Origin of the sequence: Streptoalloteichus hindustanus, from assembly GCF_900129375.1 — a bacterium.
GTDB lineage: Bacteria > Actinomycetota > Actinomycetes > Mycobacteriales > Pseudonocardiaceae > Streptoalloteichus > Streptoalloteichus hindustanus.
Genome location: NZ_FQVN01000005.1, coordinates 206,997 through 221,970, shown reverse-complemented (window position 1 = coordinate 221,970; position 14,974 = coordinate 206,997). Strand labels below are relative to the sequence as shown.

Genomic DNA, 14,974 nt, shown 5'->3' with positions numbered 1-14,974 from the left:
GGCCTCGGCGGCCGGGGCGTCCTCCCAGTCTCCCAGCGCGGTGCTCAGGTGAGGTGGTCGAACTCCCCGCTGGCCCAACGGATGTGGCTCTCGGCGGCGCGGTGCACGACCTGCTTCGCGTCCTTGTCGATGGTGTCCCCGCCGAGCGTGTAGAGCCGGTCGTACTCGTAGGCGTCGAGCCGGTCGACCATCCGGCGCACCACGGCGGGCGACAGCGGGACGATCTTGGGGAAGTTGCGGGTGAACGACACCCACGCCGGGTGCACCGGGACCCCGGTGATCGTGTCCCCGACCAGCAGGGTGCCGTCGCTGGTGCGGGCGACCGAGCTGCCCCGCATGTGCCCGCCGACGTGGATCAGCTCGATTTCGGGCAGCGGCTCGACGGTGTCCCGCCAGTACTCGACGACCGGGTCGTGACGCGGCACCCACTCCTCGTCGTTGGCGTTGACCAGCACGGGGACCCGACCGAACGCGTGGCTCCACGCGACCTGGGCGGCGAACATGTGCGGGTGGCTGGTCGCGATCACCGAGACGCCGCCCAGCTCACGCACCTTGTCGAGGATCTGGTCGTCGACGTAGGCGGGCGGGTCCCACAGCAGGTTGCCCCGCGGGGTCCGCGCGATGAAGGACCAGTGGCCGATGGCGAACCTCGGCTCCCTGCGCAGGCTGTGCACGTCGCGTCCGTGGTCCCGGTGCAGCACCTCGTGCGGCTGCGCGGCCAGTTCCTCGTGCGTGGTCCAGCCCGTCCCGTGCGGGCCGAGGTCGCCGCGCTCCTCGACACTGACCGGGCCGCGGTTCAGGACGCAGGCGGCCGGCGGCTCGGGGGACTCGGGGTGCTCCAGCCCGCACCCGCTGCAGATCCATGTCGTCATTCGCCCATCGTCGAATCTCCACCGGGCTTGAGGTCAACAGCCGGACGCGCGGCCGGGCCGGCTCACCCCCGGTCGTCCGCGCCGTTCTTGACGTAGGTCGGGTGGAGGTGGACCGGCTCCTTCGCGCGGTTCGCGCGGGCTCGCAGGTTGAGGAACTCCACGAAGATGGAGAAGGCGATGGGGCCGTAGACGTAGCCCTTGGGGATGTGCTGGTCGAGCCCCTCGGCGATCAGGCTGCCGCCGATCAGGAGGAGGAAGGCCAGCGCGAGCATCTTCACCGTGGGGTGGCGCTGGACGAAGTCGCTGATCACCCGGGCCGAGACCAGCATGATCAGCATGGCGACGACCACGGCCGTGACCATGATGCCCAACTGCTCGACCATCCCGACGGCGGTGATCACCGAGTCCAGGGAGAACACCACGTCGAGCACGAGGATCTGGACGATCACCGCGGCGAACGAGGTCGCCCTCCCCCGCTGGGCGTGCTCCGCGCCCTCCAACTGCTCGTGGATCTCGTAGATCGCCTTGACGATCAGGAACAGCCCGCCCAGCAACAGGATCAGGTCACGACCCGAGATCTCCTGCCCCAGCACCGCGAACAGCGGCGCGGTCAGCCCGATGACCCAGGACAGCGAGGCCAGCAGCGCCAGCCTGGTGACCAGCGCCAGCGACAGGCCCAGCACGCGGGCGCGCTGCCGTTGGTGCTCGGGCAGCCGGCCGGCGAGGATCGAGATGAACACAATATTGTCAATCCCGAGCACGATCTCCAGCAGCAGGAGCGTGCCGAAGGCGATCCACAGCTCGGGGCTGAGCATCCAGTCCAAGTGGCCTCCTCCTCCGGCGTGCCGGCGCCGGCAGGATGGCACACGACTGCCCTGTTCTCCCGGATTGCGACACCCCCGGCTGGTGTCGCGTGTACGTCATGTGTCGCCGGAAACACGAGCCGGGTCGAGTGCGGCTCGAACACGGACCAACCGTTCGCGCCACCATGCCGCTTGTTCAGCGTCGGTCAGCTCGTAGGTGTCGAGCAGGGCGGGATCGGGGGTGGGTGGCGTGCGGGGTACTGGGAGGTAGCCGTTCACCGGGCGCAGTGAGTCGCTGTCGGCCACGACATCGCCTTGCAGCAGCGAGAGCGTGCCGAGCCCGCAGGCGAAGTCCAGTTCGGGGAGTGCCCCGGCAAGGGCGAGTTGGGCGGCGAGGCCGACGCTGGTTTCCAGCGCCGAGGAGACGACGCAGGGCAGCCCGGCCGCCTCGGCGATCCGGAGCGAGCGTCGCACGCCGCCGAGCGGGGTGCACTTGATCACGGCTACGTCGGCCGCGCCCGCGACCGCCACGCGCATCGGATCCTCGGCGCGGCGGATCGACTCGTCGGCGGCGATGCGCACATCCACCTGGCGGCGCACGGCGGCCAGTTCCTCGATGGTCCGGCAGGGTTGCTCGACGTACTCCAGCCCACCCGCCGCCCTGTCGAGCTGACGGATGTGGGAAACGGCGGTGTCGACCTCCCAGACGCCGTTGGCGTCCACCCGGATCGCTCCGTCCGGCGCATGCCGCTGGACGAGTTCGTGACCAGCCCGAAGCGCGCCGAGATCCTCGCCCTGCGCGAAGCGGAGTACCAGCGGCTCACCGCCCGCCTCGCCGGATAACGTCCGTCACTGATCGCCCTCGGAAGGAGTTCCCGCGGTGCCCATCGAGCACGAAGCCAAGATCCTCGACATCGACGCCGACGCCATGGAACGGTTGATTCTGGACAAGGGCGGCCAGAAGCTCGGCGAACGGTTCCTGCGCCGCCACGTCTACGACATCACACCCGGTGACCGGTCCCGGTGGATCAGGCTCCGCGACACCGGCGACGAGACCACGTTGAGCGTCAAGCAGATCACCAGCGACGCCATCGACGGCACCCACGAGATCGAAGTGGGCGTCGACGACTTCGCCACCACCCACGCGCTGCTGGAAGCGCTCGGCTTCACCGCGAAGTCCTACCAGGAGAACCGACGTACCAGCTTCGTCCTGGACGGCGCCCAGGTCGAGATCGACACCTGGCCCCGCATCCCGCCCTACCTGGAGATCGAGGCCGGGTCCACCGACGAGGTGGTCAGGGTCGCCGGACTGCTGGGCCACAGCGAAGCCGACCTGACCGGCGAGAACACCATCAAGATCTACGCCGGGTACGGCATCGACCTCAACACCATCCCCGAACTGCGCTTCTGACCACCACCGCCTCGCAAGGGAGCTGGCCTTCCGCCACCAGGCGCGCGTCCGGGGCCGGCCGGAGTCGCGGGCCTGGTGGCGGAGGGGTGGTCAGGGGTGCGTGGTTCAGCCGGAGACGACCTTGAGGACGTCCCTGAGGTCGACGAACTTGAAGTTGGTGGCCTCGCGGTCGTCGTCCGCCGGGGTGTCGTGTCCGTCCTGGACGACGAGGAGGCCCTGCGGGTACTTGTCGCCCAGCGGCTCGTGGAGCGCGGCGGCGCCGTCGCACTCCTCGGAGCCGTCCACCTTCGACGAGGCGGCGACGCGGAACTTGCGCAGGTACCTGTTGTCGTTCGCGGGCTTGCGGTCGTAGGCGACGAAGGTGCTGTCGCCCTGGCTGGAGGCCAGCAGGTAGCCCTCGCCGTTCGGCTTGTTCACCAGGGTCAGGCCCTCGACGTCGGCGGCCAGGTGCTTGCCGCCGTAGCCCGGGTCGTCACCGGGGGTGCACTTCTCGCTGTCCTCGTCGTAGGTGCCGGGGACGCCGTACTCGCGCACCTTGTCGATGAGGACGGGCTCGCCGGTGAGGTCGGCCCGCATCCGCCAGATGCCGACGTCCTCCTGACCCGCGTAGAGCGTGCCGTTGGCGGGGTCGACCACCATGCCCTCGACCTGCGGGAGCTCGTCCGGCCCGGCGCACGGGGTCCAGGACCTGCCGTTCGGCAGCCGGAAGGAGGAGGGCAGCTTGACCGTGCGGACGGTGCGGTAGCCGACCGTGCCGTCCTTGCCGGCGGTCAGCTCCAGCAGCGCGACGTCCGTCCGGTGGCGACGGCTGACCACCGCGTAGGACCGGCCGGTGCGGGCGTCGCTCCAGGTCGCCAGGCCGTAGGCGGTCCGCTGCTCGTTGATCTCGTCCTGGTCGGCGGAGAACACCGGCTGGGCATCGGGATCGGTGACGTCGACCAGCGGACCGTCGGAGTTGTCCCGGTCGATGCGGTAGATCCGCAACCGGTCGTTGCCCCGGTCGCTGACCACGGCCAGGTCGGCCCGGCCCGAGGAGAGCCGCATGCCGTGCACCAGGTCCACGTTGTTGAAGCGGCCGCGCTTGTTGTCGTCGTCGTCGCGCTCCGGAGCCGGGATCGACTGCACCTCCCTGGCGTCCAGGTCGTAGACCCGCAGGCCGCCCTTCTTGGCAGTGCCGATCACCAGGCTGCGGGCGGGGTTCTTCGGGTCGCGCCAGATCGCCGGGTCGTCGGCGTTGGCCTTGCCGCCGTCCTTGTCGTTGTACAGCGTGGGAGTCTCGGCGCGGGGGTGGACCTTCGGGGTCGCGCGCGCGTCGGCTTGGGCGGGCAGGGCGGTGGCGAGGGTGAGGACGGCCGCGCCCAACGTGAGAGCGGCCGGACAGAGCGAACGACGCCGTGTCACGGGTGAGGACTCCTTCGCATCGACCAGATGACGCTGTGTTGTCGCATCATCACGGTGGAGTCCCGGCGTGCACATGACGTGTTGATCACATGGCTGCCCGGTGAACGCGCCGTGGCCGGGACGCTGTCGCGGTGCACAGCGGAAGGGCGCCCTCCAGGTGGGAGGGCGCCCTCGCTGTTTTTGGCGGGAGAGACGGGAGTCAGGGGGTGGTGAGCGGTTCGGCCTGGTAGGCGCGGTGGAGCAGGTCGACGAAGGACGGCGCCTCGGGCAGGGACACCGAATCGATGCGGTGCACCGCGATTCCGGGGGTCCACGAGTTCATGACCACCGCGCCCGCCAGGTTCGGCACGTCGGCCACCGTGACCTCCTGCACGCGCTGGGGGACGCCGAGGCGGTCCAGCTGCCGGCGGACGATGCCCATCGTGGTTCCGACGAGCATGTCGGCCTTCGGCCACACCACCGCAGTGCCGTCCCAGAAGGCCAGGTTCCAGATCGTCGCCTCGCTGAACCGGCCGTGGCGGTCCACGAAGGCGGCGTCGTCGAAGCCCCGGCGCTCCGCCTGGCGGATGAAGTACTTCTTGCCGACCTCGCCGACGTGCTTCACCGCCGGCAGGAACCGCTCGTACTCGACCGCCGTCAGCGCGAGCGGGCCCTCCGGACCGGACGAGGGCGGTCCGGTGCGGACCAGCACCTCGGGCGTCACGTCCTCGCCGGACCCGGTGAACTCCCCCCGCGGCGAGTACATCGTGGCCGTCAGCGAGAGGTCGGCCGGGCCGACGGCCAGCGCGGCCCGCAGGGCGGCCCGCACCTGGTCGTCCGGCAGCGCGCGGCCGAACAGCTCCAGCGAGGCGACCCGCAGCCGGTCCAGGTGCAGGTCCAGTCCCCTGACCTGACCTCCGCGCACCTGCATGGCGGTGAAGTGGGCGTAGCCGGCGAAGGCGAGCGGCGCCAGCTCGTCGGCGGTGGCCGGACGGTCGTTGTGGTGAGCGACGAACGAGGTCATGGGACCAACGTAGGATCTGACATGGGTGTGAGATTCAAGCGCGGGTGACGGAGTTCACGTGATGATGAGAATTGGGGAGCTGGCCCGCGAGACCGGTGTCAGTCCGCGACTGCTGCGCTACTACGAGGAGCAGGGCCTGCTCCTGACTTACCGCGCCGGTTCCGGCCACCGCCGCTACGCCGAGGACGCTCCGGGCGTGGTGCACAACATCAGGGCGCTGCTCGCCGCCGGCCTGCCCACCGCCGTGATCCGCCAGATGCTGCCCTGTGTGGAGGGTCCGGGGCCGGAGTTGCAGAGCTGCGCGGCAGGGACGCTGCGGGAGCAGCTCTCCGGGCTGGAGAACAAGATCTCCGCCCTCCAGAACGCCCGGGCCGCGCTCGCCACCATCATCGCCGCCGCCGAGGAGCCCGATACCGAAGGACCTGCCACCGAGCTGTCGGCTCCGTGACGGGGGAACTCCCCGTCCTCACACCGCTTCGGCGGGGCCGGTCGGCACGGCCTCGATCACGGCGAACCCGTCCCGGTGGAGGGGAACGACGTTGGTGACGGAGAGCCCCGCCCGCGCGCACAACCACTCGAACTCGGCGCGGCGGCGCTCCCGTCCACTGTAGATCACCATCATGGTGAGGTCGGCGAGGCCGGCGTCCCTCGCGACGCCACGTCCCGTCGTGTCCGGCAGGACCTTCTCGATGACCAGCAGCCGACTGCGCGCCGACATCGCCTCCCGACAGCGGCGGAGGATCGCCGTGGCGCGTTCGTCGGTCCAGTCGTGCAGGATCGACTTGAGCAGGTAGAGATCCGCACCGTCCGGAATGGACCGGAAGAAGTCGCCGGTGACGACGGCGCAGCGCTCCGCGAGGCCGGCGGCCCGCATCGTCTCGGCGGACTGCGCCGCGCCTTCCGCGCTGTCGAACAAGATTCCGTCGAGGTGGGGATTGCGGCGCAGGATCGCGTTGAGCAGAGTCCCGTTGCCCCCGCCGACGTCGGTCACCGTGGCGAACGGGCCGAAGTCGTAGTGCTCGGCGACCGCCTCCGCGACCTCGGCGGAGAGCGCGCCCATCGCCGCGTTGTACACAGTGGACAGTTCGGGTTTCTGCGCGAGGTAGGCGAAGATCGAGGTGCCGAAGGCCTCCTCGAAGGACGCGCGGCCGGTGCGGACGCAGGTCTCCAGCCCGGCGAAGGACCGCTGCGTGATCTCGTCGGACATCAACACCACGAGGTCGTGCAGCGAGTCCGGCTGCCCGGGACGCAGCAGCGAGCCGAGTTCGGTGAGCGCCACCCCGCCGGACGCCCGCTGCTCGCACACGCCCAGCTCCAGCAGCGCCCCCAGGAACCGGGAGAACCGGTCGACGGGAATGTCGTACTTCTTGGCGAGATCGTCGACGTCCGCCTCGCCGTCCCCGATCGCGTCAGCGAGGTTCATCCTCGTGACCGCGCCGAGAACGTGGGTCGCCGTGGAGCCCGTCAACCAGTCCCGCACCTTCTGCCGCGCCTCGTCGCGCGCACCGGTTCCCGCCGTCATCGCCGCGTCCTCTCCCGTCACTAAGGGTGGGCTAACTTGAGCTTGCCGCGTGAAGTTCACTTCACGTCAAATGAACGGATGACCGACTCCGCCGTCCACATCGGCGCGGCTGCCGCGTTGTACGACCTCACCCCGTCCACGCTGCGGTGGTGGGAACGACAGGGCGTGCTCGACCCGCCCGGCCGCGACGGCCACCGCCGGCTCTACCGGGAGCGTGACCTCCGGCGGATCGGGCTCGCCTACCTGTGCTGCGTGACCGGCATGATGCCGTTGGACCGCGCGGCCGTCGTCTCCTCCGGCAGGGCTGACCTGCGGGAATGGCGGAACACCATTGCCGGGCAGATCACCGATCTCGAACGGCGGGTGGAGGCGATGGAGGCCGCGCGCCGCTACCTGGCCCATCTCCTGAAGTGCGAGGACGACGACATCGCGGCCCAGTGCCCGGTCCTGGAGGGAGAACTCGTCGCGCACACGCCGCGCGGGCGCGTGCCCGAGTCCGACCTCGTCGCCGCCGCCCGCGCCGCCCAGGCGCGCGGGGGCCACACCGACGCGGGCCGTGACGAAAATGGCGCCGGAGACAGTCGGTGTGACGAAAAGGCAGGCATCACGCGGTGCCCGGGATGTAGCGGAGTCGTCACGCGGTCAGCGCGTGGACGCCCCCGCAAGTACTGTTCGCGTGCCTGTCAGCAGCGCGCCTACCGCGCCCGGCGGTCAACCGTCCCGCAGGCCGGAAAGGGGTCGGGCGGGGTGGTCGGCCCCGAATCCGACCACCCCGCCCGGTGACCTCTCGTCCCGTCCGCCCTGGTGTGACGGGACCGAGAACGCGACCCGGTTCCCCCGAACCTCCGGGCTTCCCCCCGACCGGCCCCGATCCGGTCCGGTGGGCGTGCCCTCGTCGCTGGTACCAGCATGGCTCGGCCGAACGGGGTAGTGCCGTGGACGAAAGTCCCGACCTGCGCCCCGGTGGACCCGGGTCGTCCGACGGCCCCGGGGTCAGCCCAGCCTTCGCCCGTGGCGGTCGCGGGCCTTCAACCGGACGGTGGGCATCTCCGGGGCCGGCAGCGGGTCGGCCGCGCAGCCGCCGACCGCGCCGAACCGCTGGCCGGACATCCAGTCCGCACGCGCCCGCACGATCTCCTCGTGCGAGCGGCCGACGAAGTTCCACCACATCACCAGCGGCTCGTCGAACGGCTCGCCGCCGAGCACGAACAGCCGGGTCGGCTCCTGGGCGTCGATCCGGATCTCGGGCCGCCCCTGTCCCAGGTACAGCAGGGAGCCCGGGGTGAGCTCGGCGCCGGCGACCTGTGCCGCCCCGGACATCACCAGGACCGCGTGCTCGAATCCGGCGTCGAGCGGCAGGCGCTGCCGGCCCCCGCCGGCCATCAGCACCTCGACGCCGAGCAGCGGGGTGTGCACGCGCGCCGGCGAGCGCAGCGAGCCGAGCTCACCCACCACGACGGTGACCGTCGTGTCGCCCTCGCGCAGCACCGGTAGCTCGGAGTGGTGCTCGAACCGCGCCTGGCCGTGGCGGGCCTCCTCCGGCAGCGCCACCCACAGCTGCAACCCGTGCATGCCCGGCGGGTGCTTGGGCGGCGTGAACTCGGAGTGGGCGATGCCGTGGCCGGACGTCATCAGGTTGAGCTGGCCCGGCGCGATCACCTGGTGGCTGCCGAGGCTGTCGCGGTGCTCGATGAGCCCATCGACGAGCCAGGTGACGGTCTGCAACCCGGTGTGCGGGTGCGGCGGGACCTGCATCCCCGGGCGGGTGGAGACGTCGTCGGGGCCGAAGTGGTCCACGAAGCACCAGGCGCCGACCATGCGCCGTTGCCGGTGCGGCAACAGCCGCCGCACCGTGGTGTAGCGGCCCAGCGGCACGTCGTGACCGGGCAGCAGCACGCTGTCCGGCTCGGCCACATCGGCGACGGGGACGGTGTAGAGCGCCTGCTCGGTGGTCATCATCCGACCTTAGGGCTCGGCGCCGGACGGCCGCTGGGCGTTCCGGCCTGGGGCCAGGACGCCCGGCGGGCGCCGGCGGGGGTGGTCAGCCGACGGTGGCGTGCATCTCCCACACGAGGACCTCGGCGGGTTCGGTGGCGGTGACCCGCTGGCCACCGGTGGCGGTGAAGCGCACGGCGTCGCCGGCGCCGAGCGGGCCGGCGCCCTCCAGCTCGACCACGCCGTGCGGTACGAACAGGTGCAGGAACGGCGCCTCGGGCAGCTCGACGTGCTGGCCGGGCCGCAGGCGGGCGGCGTGCAACGCCGCGTAGCGGTTCCTGATCCGGATGGCGGTCGCGGCCTCGTGTTCGGCCATGCCCGAGGCGACGGTGACCAGTCCCCCGGCCAGCAGCTCGTCGTCGATCTCCAGCTGCTCGTAGCCCGGGGAGATGCCCGCCTCGTCCGGCACCACCCACATCTGCACGAAGCGCACCGGCTCGTCGTGGGCGGCACCGCCCCGCAGCCGCCAGGAGTCGTTCTTCTCCGAGTGCAGGATCCCGGTGCCCGCGCTCATCCGCTGCGCCAGCCCCGGGTAGATCACGCCGCTGTGCCCCTCGGAGTCCTGGTGCACCAGCGAGCCCCGCAGGACCCACGTGACGATCTCCATGTCCTGGTGCGGGTGGGTATCGAACCCGGTGCCCGCCCGCACGACGTCGTCGTTGTTGACCAGCAACAGGCCGTGGTGAGTGTTGGCCTCGTCGTAGTGGTGGCCGAACGAGAAGGAGTGCTTGGAGTCCAGCCAGGCCACCTTGGTGGTGAACCGGTCGCTGGCGCGCCGGACGTCGACACGCGGGGTCAGCTCGGTACGCATCGGATGCCCTTTCCAGGCTGGTGACGCGAGAGGGGCGCCCGGCCGCGCCGCCGGCCAGGGGGTGAGCCGGCGGTGCGGCCGGGCGCGGCCGGGGAGCGGTCGGTCAGGCGTTGCGGATCGCGGAGATCTCGAACTCCAGGGTGATCTTGTCGCTGACCAGGACGCCGCCGGTCTCCAGCGCGGCGTTCCAGGTCACGCCGTAGTCCTTGCGGTTGATCACGACGGAGCCCTCGAAGCCGAGCCGCTGGTTGCCGAACGGGTCGGTGGCCGCGCCCTGGTAGGTGAACGGGACGGTGACCTCGCGGGTGACGCCCTTGACCGTCAGGTCGCCGACGAGGTCGAAGGTGTCGTCGCCGGTGACGCGCAGGGCGGTGGAGACGAAGGTGATCTCCGGGTAGGTCGACATGTCGAAGAAGTCGTTGCCGCGCAGGTGCTCGTCGCGCTGGGCGTTGCGGGTGTCGATGCTCGCGGCCTGGATGGTCACCGTGACGGCGGTGGCCTCCGGGTTCGCGGCGTCGAAGACGGCGGTGCCGGCGAAGTCGTTGAACGCGCCCCGGACCTTGGTCACCATCGCGTGCCGCGCCACGAAGCCGATCTGGGAGTGGCTCGGGTCGATGGTGTAGGTGCCGGTGAACGGGGTCAGGTCGCGGGCGGTGGTCATGGCTGCCTCCAGGGGAAGATGACGTGTCATGTACCGGACCCAACATACATGATGCGTCATCTATTTCAAGAGGATGACATGTCATGCAACAGCTAGGCTGGACGCATGAGCGAGACCCGGTGGCTCGGCGACGACGAGCAGCGCGCCTGGCGGACGTACCTGCGGATGCAGACCCGGCTGGCCGCCGCGCTGAACCGGCAGCTCCAGACCGACTCCGGGATGTCACTGGCCGACTACGAGGTGTTGGTCCACCTCACCGATGCCCCCGACGGCCGGCTGCGCCCCTACGAGCTCCAGCGCGCCCTGGAGTGGGAGCAGAGCCGCCTGTCCCACCACCTGAGCCGGATGCAGCGCCGCGGACTGGTCGAACGCCAGGACTGCCCCGGCGACCGCCGAGGCGCGTTCGTGGCGCTCACCCCGGCCGGCCGGGAGGCGATCACCGCCGCCGCGCCCGGCCACGTCGAGACCGTCCGCACCCTCTTCTTCGACGCCCTCACCCCGGAACAGGTCGACACCCTGGGCCAGCTCGCCGCCCAGGTCCTGACCCGCCTCGACCCGGCCTCCCCCGCCGAATAGAAGCGCGCCCCGACTCCGCGTGGGCACACCGCTGGGAGGATTGACGTGTTCGGCGTCGAACCGACTAACGCCCCATCGGTCGCATCAAGTCACCATCTTCCCTCACTTGAGTGACAGACACGGGTTTGCCGCGCCCCTGTTGGCAGGGCGGTCGCCCGAAGGAGCTGTCGCCCCGCTATTCAGGTTTTCGATCTTCCCCCGGTAGCGCGGAAGATCGGGACACGTCCCAGTGATTCCGACAAAGGAACCAGGGCGCCGAAGCCCGGTGGCGCGAGAACCCGACACGCCACGCCTCTCCCCTGTTCCGCGGCCGGGCGGAAGCGACGGGACGAACTCGTCGTCGTGCGATCACGTGTCCCCGCCTCCACAGCGGTGGAACCGGGCGACCAGTCGCATACGCCTCTCGTCGGGTGAGCACGCCTTCGTGTCCGACCACCGCTCATTGTGTGAGAGCCCGAGATCGTGGCCGAAGTTCACAGCTCCCTGGCGCATCACGCGACACGTCGCCGCCACACCTCCGGCCAGGCTCCCAGCGCTGGAAGCGACACCACGTAGCCGGACCTCGGACGCCACGCCGAACTCCTTGCCACCGAATGGAACGCGCCGAACCGGGCCCGTCCGCGCCGAACGATGACGGTGCCGAACACGACGACGGCGCCGAACGATGACGGCACCGCGGCGCGGACGGACCAGCACTCGTCCCGAGAGCGGCGACTCCCGACATTCGCGGAGATCAGCGGCTGTTTCGGCATCTCGCCCGCCAGTCATCACAGATCGGAATGTCCAGCTTCCGGTGCAGGTGATGGGTTTGTCGACGGCGCCTGGTTATCATCACCACTGATCGTTCCCACGACACCAGTTCCTTCTCCCCACGCCACTTCCACCCGACGCAGCCATGGGGGCAGCAGCTTTGGCACAGAAAGTCATCGTCACCCTCGTCGACGACCTCGACGGCACCACCGGCGGCGACATCAACACGGTCCAGTTCGGACTGGACGGCCTCGTCTACGCCATCGACCTGACCGACGAGAACGCCGCCAAACTCCGCGACATCCTCACGCCCTACATCGCCGCCGCGCGTCGTGCCCAGGGCCGCGCCAAGAACCGAACCGCGGCGACCCGAACGGCAACCCCGGCCACTTCCGCCACCCCGGCCACTCCTGTCGCCTCCGCCTCCGCGGCCACCGACCGCGAGGAGAGCCGCGCCATCCGCGCGTGGGCGGTGGCCACCGGACACCCCGTGGCGGACCGGGGACGAATCCCGGCCGACGTCATCGCCGCCTACCACCAGGCCCGGACCAAGCCGAGGATCCAGGCCGCGCTCTTCTCCGACTGACCGTCCGGGACAGGAGGGAGTCATGTCCCTCGTCCTCCTGTCCGCCCTGCCCCTCATGGCGGCGAGGGGTCAACCGGCGACGCCAGCGGACTGGCGCGGAAGCTGGTTGACCCCTCACCCTCCACGGGCGACGGGAGAATCTCCCTGCGGAGCACCGCTCCGGACGAGAGGCGGCCGAGAAAGGCGTCGATCTCCGCCTTCCGCTCGCCGGGCTCCTGATCAGCGAAAGCCGCTCCCAGGAACGGGTTTCGTTCCAGCGGAGTCAGCGCGTGCGGCACGAGCACGGGCACACCGATCTCCCGGGCGCCGAGGAGTCGGAGAGCCTCATCTCTCAGAGAGGCCAACGGTTTTCGTCGCGCGTGGAGAGCAGCAATGACGGCTCACGCGGACGAACTGACGTCGGACATCGCCGGCAACGCGACGCGGAACGTGGCGCCGCCGCCGGGGGTTTCCCGGTATTCGACACGACCGCCGTGCGCGGCAGCGATCGCGGCGACGATCGCCAGGCCCAGACCGCTGCCGCCCTGGCTGCGCGCGCGGCCGCGGTCGAGCCGGACGAACCGCTCGAACACCACCGCGAGCTGGTCCGGCGTGAGCCCAGGACCTCGATCGGCCACGTCCACGAACACCATCCCGTCGCCGGCGTGGACGGTGACCCGCACCGGGGTGTCCGCCGGGGTGTGGCGCACGGCGTTGGCCAGCAGGTTCGTCAGCAGTTGGTGGAGCTGGCCGGGATCGCCGCGAACGGCCGGCGGCGGCCGCGCCGGCAACCCCAGTTCGACGGGCCGGCCCGGGTCGCGGGCCCGGGCGTCGAACACCGCGTCCTCGGCGAGGCCGGACAGCTCGACCGGGACCCGCACCCGGTCGGGGCCGTGGTCGAGCTGGGCGAGCAGCAGGAGGTCGTCCACGAGGTCGCCGAGCCGGACGGCCTCGTCCTCGATCCGGGTCATCACCCGGCCGACCTGCTCCGGTTCGGTGACCACGCCCTGCCGGTACAGCTCGGCGAAGCCGCGCATGCTGGTGAGCGGGGTGCGCAGCTCGTGGCTGGCGTCGGCGACGAAGCGGCGCAGCCGGCGTTCGACGTCGGTCCGGTCGCGCACGGCCTGTTCCATGTGGTCGAGCATCTCGTTGGTCCAGCTCACGAGCTGGCCGATCTCGGTGTGGCCGGGCGCGGGCGGCACCCGGCGGGACAGGTCGCCGGCGGTGATCGCGTCCGCGGTGCGCCGGATCTCGGCCAGCGGGCGCAACGTCCGGTTGGTCGCCAGGTAGGCCAGCGCCGCCACGAGGACGAGCGCGGCGCCGGTCACGCCGAGCCAGATGGTCGCGTGCCTGGCCAGGACCTCCTCGACGGAGTCATGGTTCACCGCGATGACGTAGCTGCCGGACCGGTCGGGCAGCACCCCGGTGAGGACGGCGAACCTCCGCCCCGGGTTGTCGATCGCCTCGACGCGGAAGGGGTGGCCGGCGCGCCGGCGCACCTCGTTGAGGTCGAGGAACGGCAACGCCGGCTGGCCGCCCGCGAGCGAGCCGTCGAAGTGGTACTCGATCCGGCCGGTCCGGTCGCGGATCTGCACGACGTACCGGGCCAGGGCGCCCGGCGGCGTGGCCGCGCCCCGGTCCAGCCCCACCACGTCCACCCCGCGTTGGCCGACGCTGTCGAAGAAGCTGCGCAGCAACGTCTCCGAGACGAACAGCTCCTTCTCGACCTGCTCGTGCAGGTGGTCGTGGAGCAGGAGCACGCTGGTGGCGCCCCCGACGAGCAGGGCGCCGCCGGTCAGCGCGACGACCGTCGTCACCAACCGGCGGCGCAGCGAGGAGCGCCGACCGGCGCCCTCGGGGCGAGTGCTCATCCCGGCGGGAGCCGCAGGCTGTACCCCATGCCGCGCAGGGTGTGGATCAGCGGCGGGTCCTCCCGGTCGACCTTGCGCCGGAGGAAGCTGATGTAGGACTCGACGATGTTGGGCTGGCGGCTGAAACCGCACTCCCAGACGTCCTCGACGATCCTCGCCTTGCTGACCACCCTGCCGGCGTTGCGCATCAGGTAGCGCAGCAGCCGGAACTCCGTCGGCGACAACCTGATCGGCCGGTCGCCCCTGCGGACGTCGAGGGTGGCCACGTCGAGCTGGAGGTCGTGGAAGCGCAGCGTGGTGCCCACGACCGGAACCGGTTGGCGGTTCAGCAGGTTCCGGATGCGGGCCACGACCTCCTCCAGGCTGAACGGCTTGGTCACGTAGTCGTCGCCCAGGGACAATCCGGTGATCTTGTCGGTGGTGTCGGCCCTGGCGCTGAGGAACAGCACCGGGGCCCGCGTCCCCTCCTCACGCAGTCGCCTGGTCAGCTCGAACCCGTCGACGTCGGGCAGCATGACGTCGACCACCAGCGCGTCCGGCCGGCGGCGCCGGGCCGTGGCGAGCGCCTGGTCGGCGCGGTCGGCGGTGAGCACCTCGTAGCCCACGAACCGCAGGCCGAGGGTGAGCAGTTCCCGGATGCCCGGTTCGTCGTCGACGACGAGCAGCGTCCCGCTCGCCCTCTCCCCCGTGTTGTTCACGTCGTACCTTCCCCCAGTTCACGTCCCCAAGAACG

Annotated in this window: 15 protein-coding genes and 1 pseudogene; 5 read left to right on the top strand and 11 right to left on the bottom strand. The window is 70.8% G+C overall.

Going from position 1 to position 14,974, the window contains the following annotated elements:
- Positions 1 to 44: 44 nt before the first annotated feature.
- The 3 genes and pseudogenes from BUE43_RS17000 to BUE43_RS16990 all read right to left on the bottom strand — a co-directional run.
- Positions 45 to 872 carry an MBL fold metallo-hydrolase gene (locus BUE43_RS17000; RefSeq protein WP_073484260.1) on the bottom strand — a complete coding sequence of 276 codons (828 nt, stop codon included), beginning with the start codon at positions 870 to 872 and terminating at the stop codon, positions 45 to 47.
- Between the two features lie 62 nt (positions 873 to 934).
- On the bottom strand, positions 935 to 1,687 hold the full coding sequence (locus tag BUE43_RS16995; RefSeq protein ID WP_234995794.1) for a TerC family protein: 753 nt from the start codon (positions 1,685 to 1,687) through the stop codon (positions 935 to 937).
- 105 nt (positions 1,688 to 1,792) lie between these two features.
- Positions 1,793 to 2,416: pseudogene (locus BUE43_RS16990) on the bottom strand (enolase C-terminal domain-like protein); the annotation flags it as partial.
- 139 nt (positions 2,417 to 2,555) lie between these two features.
- Between BUE43_RS16990 and BUE43_RS16985 the strand changes: the two are divergent.
- Positions 2,556 to 3,086 carry a class IV adenylate cyclase gene (locus tag BUE43_RS16985; RefSeq protein WP_073484256.1) on the top strand — a complete coding sequence of 177 codons (531 nt, stop codon included), beginning with the start codon at positions 2,556 to 2,558 and terminating at the stop codon, positions 3,084 to 3,086.
- A gap of 105 nt (positions 3,087 to 3,191) precedes the next feature.
- On the opposite strand, the gene BUE43_RS16980 is transcribed toward BUE43_RS16985, so the two are convergent.
- Both BUE43_RS16980 and BUE43_RS16975 read right to left on the bottom strand, forming a co-directional pair.
- The gene (locus tag BUE43_RS16980) at positions 3,192 to 4,487 is read right to left on the bottom strand and encodes a phytase (RefSeq protein ID WP_234995766.1); all 1,296 of its coding nucleotides are present in this window, start codon (positions 4,485 to 4,487) and stop codon (positions 3,192 to 3,194) included.
- A 199-nt stretch (positions 4,488 to 4,686) separates the two neighbouring features.
- Positions 4,687 to 5,490, bottom strand: a complete 804-nt coding sequence (locus tag BUE43_RS16975) for an aminotransferase class IV family protein (RefSeq protein ID WP_073484254.1) — start codon at positions 5,488 to 5,490, stop codon at positions 4,687 to 4,689.
- Positions 5,491 to 5,551: 61 nt separating this feature from the next.
- Here BUE43_RS16975 and BUE43_RS16970 point away from each other — a divergent pair, with 61 nt between their 5' ends.
- On the top strand, positions 5,552 to 5,938 hold the full coding sequence (locus tag BUE43_RS16970; RefSeq protein ID WP_327083460.1) for a MerR family transcriptional regulator: 387 nt from the start codon (positions 5,552 to 5,554) through the stop codon (positions 5,936 to 5,938).
- 18 nt (positions 5,939 to 5,956) lie between these two features.
- On the opposite strand, the gene BUE43_RS16965 is transcribed toward BUE43_RS16970, so the two are convergent.
- Complete coding sequence (locus BUE43_RS16965) at positions 5,957 to 7,033, bottom strand: methyltransferase (protein ID WP_200797560.1); 1,077 nt, start codon at positions 7,031 to 7,033, stop codon at positions 5,957 to 5,959.
- Between the two features lie 57 nt (positions 7,034 to 7,090).
- On the opposite strand from BUE43_RS16965, the gene BUE43_RS16960 reads away from it, so the two are divergent.
- Positions 7,091 to 7,795, top strand: coding sequence for a helix-turn-helix domain-containing protein (locus tag BUE43_RS16960; RefSeq protein WP_073484250.1), 705 nt, complete (start codon positions 7,091 to 7,093; stop codon positions 7,793 to 7,795).
- Positions 7,796 to 8,005: 210 nt separating this feature from the next.
- Here the strand turns inward: BUE43_RS16960 and BUE43_RS16955 are convergent, their stop codons facing one another.
- The 3 genes from BUE43_RS16955 to BUE43_RS16945 all read right to left on the bottom strand — a co-directional run bounded on the left by BUE43_RS16955 (position 8,006) and on the right by BUE43_RS16945 (position 10,479).
- Positions 8,006 to 8,968: a pirin family protein gene (locus BUE43_RS16955; RefSeq protein WP_234995765.1), complete on the bottom strand. Its 963-nt coding sequence runs from the start codon at positions 8,966 to 8,968 to the stop codon at positions 8,006 to 8,008.
- Between the two features lie 85 nt (positions 8,969 to 9,053).
- Positions 9,054 to 9,818, bottom strand: coding sequence for a pirin family protein (locus BUE43_RS16950; RefSeq protein ID WP_073484245.1), 765 nt, complete (start codon positions 9,816 to 9,818; stop codon positions 9,054 to 9,056).
- A gap of 103 nt (positions 9,819 to 9,921) precedes the next feature.
- Positions 9,922 to 10,479, bottom strand: a complete 558-nt coding sequence (locus BUE43_RS16945) for a YceI family protein (protein ID WP_073484244.1) — start codon at positions 10,477 to 10,479, stop codon at positions 9,922 to 9,924.
- Between the two features lie 105 nt (positions 10,480 to 10,584).
- Here BUE43_RS16945 and BUE43_RS16940 point away from each other — a divergent pair, with 105 nt between their 5' ends.
- Entirely contained in the window at positions 10,585 to 11,055 is a 471-nt protein-coding gene (locus tag BUE43_RS16940; RefSeq protein WP_073484243.1) for a MarR family winged helix-turn-helix transcriptional regulator, read from the top strand.
- A gap of 910 nt (positions 11,056 to 11,965) precedes the next feature.
- Complete coding sequence (locus BUE43_RS16935) at positions 11,966 to 12,391, top strand: histone-like nucleoid-structuring protein Lsr2 (RefSeq protein WP_073484242.1); 426 nt, start codon at positions 11,966 to 11,968, stop codon at positions 12,389 to 12,391.
- 380 nt (positions 12,392 to 12,771) lie between these two features.
- Here the strand turns inward: BUE43_RS16935 and BUE43_RS16925 are convergent, their stop codons facing one another.
- Together BUE43_RS16925 and BUE43_RS16920 are read right to left on the bottom strand one after the other, a co-directional pair.
- Complete coding sequence (locus BUE43_RS16925; RefSeq protein ID WP_073484239.1) at positions 12,772 to 14,241, bottom strand: sensor histidine kinase; 1,470 nt, start codon at positions 14,239 to 14,241, stop codon at positions 12,772 to 12,774.
- Complete coding sequence (locus BUE43_RS16920) at positions 14,238 to 14,939, bottom strand: response regulator transcription factor (RefSeq protein ID WP_073484237.1); 702 nt, start codon at positions 14,937 to 14,939, stop codon at positions 14,238 to 14,240. Before BUE43_RS16920 ends, BUE43_RS16925 begins: the two co-directional genes overlap by 4 nt.
- Between the last annotated feature and the right edge of the window lie 35 nt (positions 14,940 to 14,974).

Coding starts and splice junctions, on each gene's coding strand:
- BUE43_RS17000 (WP_073484260.1), bottom strand. CDS start 872: ATGACGACATGGATCTGCAGCGGGTGCGGGCTGGAGCACCCCGAGTCC.
- BUE43_RS16995 (WP_234995794.1), bottom strand. CDS start 1,687: ATGCTCAGCCCCGAGCTGTGGATCGCCTTCGGCACGCTCCTGCTGCTG.
- BUE43_RS16975 (WP_073484254.1), bottom strand. CDS start 5,490: ATGACCTCGTTCGTCGCTCACCACAACGACCGTCCGGCCACCGCCGAC.
- BUE43_RS16970 (WP_327083460.1), top strand. CDS start 5,552: ATGATGAGAATTGGGGAGCTGGCCCGCGAGACCGGTGTCAGTCCGCGA.
- BUE43_RS16960 (WP_073484250.1), top strand. CDS start 7,091: ATGACCGACTCCGCCGTCCACATCGGCGCGGCTGCCGCGTTGTACGAC.
- BUE43_RS16955 (WP_234995765.1), bottom strand. CDS start 8,968: ATGACCACCGAGCAGGCGCTCTACACCGTCCCCGTCGCCGATGTGGCC.
- BUE43_RS16950 (WP_073484245.1), bottom strand. CDS start 9,818: ATGCGTACCGAGCTGACCCCGCGTGTCGACGTCCGGCGCGCCAGCGAC.
- BUE43_RS16945 (WP_073484244.1), bottom strand. CDS start 10,479: ATGACCACCGCCCGCGACCTGACCCCGTTCACCGGCACCTACACCATC.
- BUE43_RS16940 (WP_073484243.1), top strand. CDS start 10,585: ATGAGCGAGACCCGGTGGCTCGGCGACGACGAGCAGCGCGCCTGGCGG.
- BUE43_RS16925 (WP_073484239.1), bottom strand. CDS start 14,241: ATGAGCACTCGCCCCGAGGGCGCCGGTCGGCGCTCCTCGCTGCGCCGC.